General features: G+C 40.4%; 2 protein-coding genes. Both read right to left on the bottom strand.

Going from position 1 to position 4,859, the window contains the following annotated elements; translation table 11 throughout:
• The coding region (locus tag KTHG_RS20450) for a distal tail protein Dit (protein ID WP_139996305.1) at positions 1-785 on the bottom strand (785 nt) is incomplete at its 3' end.
• Positions 782-4,859 (bottom strand): hypothetical protein (locus tag KTHG_RS20445; protein ID WP_186439702.1); only part of this gene is annotated, 4,078 nt, incomplete at its 5' end. The genes KTHG_RS20450 and KTHG_RS20445, both read right to left, overlap by 4 nt.

The following is a 4,859-nucleotide window of genomic DNA, read 5'->3' as shown; positions in this document are numbered from 1 at the left end:
GGGCCATACCATTCATTTTTAGAGCCTTGATTTTCACCAAACTCTTTGACACTAATATCATCGTCATTTTGTTGGAAATCGGACCCTTTGCCCACATTTCCACTCGTTACGTCCCATGTGACCGAATCATTCGATACACGTTGCCACAAGTTCAAATCTTGCGCTGTATCTTGTAGGACTGGCATATATACATCTAAGGCTTCTTCGCCACTCTCGACATCGATTTTACCGCCTACATAGACATACTGGTCGTAGCTACTTAATCCACACCAGGTATTGTCGGCTGTCGCAATGGCGCTGAAAATAGGTGATGTTTTTTGTTGGCCATGTGGTGTAATCGTGAGCAAGCCATCAGTGATTGGCACACCGTATTGCTCGCCATATTTCAGTGGATCTGAACAACTAAATGTCAGCGTCACCTTATGGTCATAGCCATTTAGCCACTCAAAGTCTGAAAGAGCAGTGAACTGACCATAATACGTCCATTTGGTATCTGTATCTAAAATAAGTGGCTTTTCTACTGGTTCTTGTAAAATGATTAGGTTCTCTAAATATAGTCGCTTCTCATTAAAATCTTCTTGTGAAGAACAATTAAGCGTGATTTCTAGTGTTATTTGGCGCGCCCCGACATCATTGCCCATATTTAAAAGACCAATTCGACCAGGTACATTCACGTTTTCTGGTGAAATCTCTGGTGAAGAAACCTGCGCATCATTTAAGAAATAACCACTATTTTTCATGTACTCACCGTCATAAGTAAAGGACGGTTCTGCTGTCATCATCATGTTGTCACTCCTTTCGCACGATTGGCCATGCGCTCATTCGTTTGATTAATGCGGTTCACGACATTCGCAATTTCTTTACCGTCAATTTGAATGGTCGTACCCGATGCAAGTAAAGCAATTAATGCATCTAATTTTTTAGATGTTTCAGCACCTTGCGCCATGATAGCTGCTACGATACCTTCCACAGATGAAGCAGTAGAAGTGGTTGCTTTATTCCCATTCAAATACTGACTAGCTTGTGCAAGTAATTGCATGGAACGTCCTTTTTTCGCTTTATCCAATGGAATAATGGCTTCTGGTCCATCTTCACCAACAAGCCCCATATGCGCTTTTGTGATAATGCCACCGTTGGCATATGGTTTGACGCGTGGACCTCTTGGACTCCATCCTTTTCCTTTACCAGCACGCGTGATAGCTGCATACCACTCTTTGATGTTAAACATGGCAAGTAATTGGTCATAGCCACTAAAAATATTGCCATGCCCTTTTAATTTATAATTATCAAATGTAGATTGAATGAATTGAAGTAATCCTTTCGCACCGCCCGAACCATTATGCGTATTTACATCGACAATCCCTTGTCGAATCGTTGCATTACCACCGGACTCCGTTTGGATTTGTTCAAGCACTTCATTTAATCCTTGTTTTGAAATGGCCCGACCATAAATTGCTTGGTGGGCTTTCTTGATTTGTGGAATCCATGCCTTTGCACCACCCGAAACATTACTTGCAGCACCAAAACTACCTTTGGCTGCCTTTGCTTCAGCTGGTGATTTTGCTGATAAATGAAGGTGGTTCATATGCCCGCCATACGGGAACTTTTTAAACTCTCCACCATTTTGGCTCCATTTGTCACTTCCGATTACATATTTCAAATAAGGATGTCCTTGTAGCGATTTCGCCATTTGATAATAGGAATTATCACTAATTCCACCACGCGCTAAATCCAACCCAAGTCCATAAACATGGTCCGATGTAGTACCTGCTTTAGTTTTCGATTCTTTTCGTTTTCCGTTTGAAATATAAAGTGAAGGATACTGCGATTTAAATTGATTTACGATTTGTTTACCTAAATCATATAGATAATCATATACGCCCATTTTGTTACTAATTTTATTAAAATCGCCTGTAAACGGTGACCATGAACCAAAATCGGCTCCACCGCCCATTGAATCGGCAATGTTAAAGACAAAATCTTTCGCTTGGTCCACCATTTTTTTCATCATGCCATTCAACATAGATGGCACCATACCAGAAGAAAATTCACCCGGAATGACATTTCCAATCACATTCATTAGAAGGTCTTTCACTTTTTCTGGGCTTGTTACCCAATCCCATACTTCTGTTGACCAGTCTTTTACTTTGTTAAATGCTGCAGAACTCACATCTTTCGTGCCTTGCCATAACTTTGAAGCACCCGATTTTGTGGATGACCACAGACCAGATAATGTATCACCAACACCCGATTTATATTGTGGAATGACACCACGTTTGGCTAAATCGCGCGTCTTATGACCGGGTAATACCTCCGCACCTTGTGGAAGGTTCATGACCACATTTCGTCCTTTTGGTACGAACGTTTGGCCATTCGGCAATGCTACTAATTCACGATAGTTACTACCTGGTGCATCGTTGACCATTGCTAAACCGCCATCATGCCCACCATTTGGTGTACCTTTTGCATACTTAGTTAAGCTAACTTCTTTCAACTTGGTATCAGCACCAACCCAGCCCATAACTTTATTGACACCGCCAACCACTTTGTTTAAACCCCACTCAACGCCACCGATTAACCCTTTTAGCATTTTTTTGCCGCCATTTTTCAGTGCACCGGCACCTTTGGCAATTGCATCTGCCATTCGTTGTGGCATTTTCTTCACATGATCAATCATATTAGTAACCTTTTCGACGGTTAATTTCTTAATGGCCGTCCATGAATTCGACATCGCTGTTTTTACATTCGACATACGATTCTTTACTGCATTGTAGCCATTGGAGAAAGAGTTCTTGGTGCTCGTCCACATCGATGATACTTTGTCGGTTGCTGCCTTTTTCGTATTTGTCCAAGCATTAGACACTGAATTTTTCACACTGGCCATACGTGACTTCACCGCATTGTAGCCCGACGAAAATAAGTTTTTCGTATTTGTCCACATACCTGTTACCTTAGCGACTGCTAATTTACGTGCATTTGTCCAAGCGTTTGAAATAGCATTTTTAGCGCCTTCGATTTTTGTTTTCACAAAGGTATAGCCAGATGCAAATGCACCTTTAACCGATTTCCACATCGCTGCTACAACGCCCCGAACACCCATTGCTTTCAGTTTGTTCCACGTATTTAATAAACTGTCACGCAACTTATTAACGAAATTACGGAACGTTTCGGAATGCTTATACGCATATTTAAATCCGGCAACAAGTAAAGAAACTGCTGTGATGACTAAACCGACTGGACCAAGCAAAGCTCTAAATGCTGTAACTAATCCTGTACGAATAAATGGTGCGATAAATTTAAGCACATTCCACAGTTTCGATAAGCCATTACCTAGCCAAACAATTGGCTTATAGGCGATATCTACAGCTTTTCCTAATCCACTCATAACGGTGCTCATAGATGGCAAGAAAGAAACAAGCAATTTCAAACCACTAAATAAACCTTTAATAGCACTCCAAGCGAGTTTAATTGGCATAGCTAATACTTTAAAAGCAATTGTTAAAGGACCCATCGCAACTGCTAATACACCAGCACCAATTGCGATTTTTTGTTGTGTATCAGATAATCCATTGAACCAATCAATCAATTGTTTTACATAAGGAAGAAGCCCAGTAGCTATTGCTGCACCTGTATTCATTAAAGTCGTTCCTAAAGGCATCAATTCAGCTTTTAGATTATTATATGCCTTAATCAACTGAGTGAGCGCTTTTTCCTGTTCATCCTTAAGAAGTTCATCCGCCTGTCCTTTTTTTGCTTTCCCATCTTTTGCTTTGGCATTAAAAATACCCTCTATTGAGAGTAAATCAATATCTTCGCCTTGTGTTCCAAAAATAGCAGCCCAAAAGGCTTTCTTATCTTTTTTGGGCAACTTATCAGCTTTTTTACTAGCTTCTATCATGAAGGCATTATAATCAATTTCACCAGCTTGGAATTTCGCATATTCAGCACCTAATCCAAACTCTTTGTAGGCATCAGCACCATCACTGACTACTTTCTTTTGTCCTTCAGCCATCAAATCTAGAATTTTATCGCTACTCCATCCACCAGTTTTCATTCCACCTTCAAGTCGTGCAATGATTTCCTCTACACCCATTCCACCATCTTGTAATTGTGCAAAATATTCCATTGCTTGGTCAAAATCTTCAATGCCTGTTTGTGAAATACGTTGTGCATAATCTCCTGCAGTACTAATATCTTGATTGAACTTTTTTTGCAACATCGAAATAACATCAATAACTTCTTTTCCTTCTAAGTCGCTATTTTTCGAAATAACGGTGGCATAATCAATGGCTTTTTGTTTATCTTTATCTGCAATTCCTCGTTGCTCAGTACGTGCAGCAATATTAGTGGTTTCCTCTAAATCAGTTGTAATCCCCGATTTATAGGTATTCATGATATTCTTTTTCATTTTCTTTAATTTTTCTTCTGAACCATTTACTAAGGTAGCAAGTCTTGTATCAATATCTGCTGCTGAATTAGAGATATCAATGGCGAGCGCCCCCATTGCTGTCCCCACACCTGCAACAGCTGTAGATAATCCCATTAATGGCCCACTCATACCGCTAATTTTATCGCCTATCTTAGAAAATGCTGAACGTAGCTTACTACTACTTTGCTGTGTTTCATCCATTTCTTCTTGTAAACGATTCATAGCGCGTCGTGCTTCATTATTGGATGTTTCTAAGTCACGTACACGTGCCACCTGGCGACGATATTCTTCGCTATTTTCGCCATATTGTTGCTTCAAACGTTGCATCTTTTGCTTTTCCTTGTCGATTAAACGTGTCCGTTCTTCCACAGCTTGTTCTAGCCCGTTATAATCGGCTTCAAGGGCTTCGAGTTCTTTCCCTTGTGAACGC

The organism is Kurthia sp. Dielmo (genome assembly GCF_000307285.2).
Taxonomy (GTDB): Bacteria; Bacillota; Bacilli; order Bacillales_A; family Planococcaceae; genus Kurthia; species Kurthia populi.
Note: the sequence above shows the minus strand (reverse complement) of the source record. Positions and strands in the feature narration are given on the sequence as shown.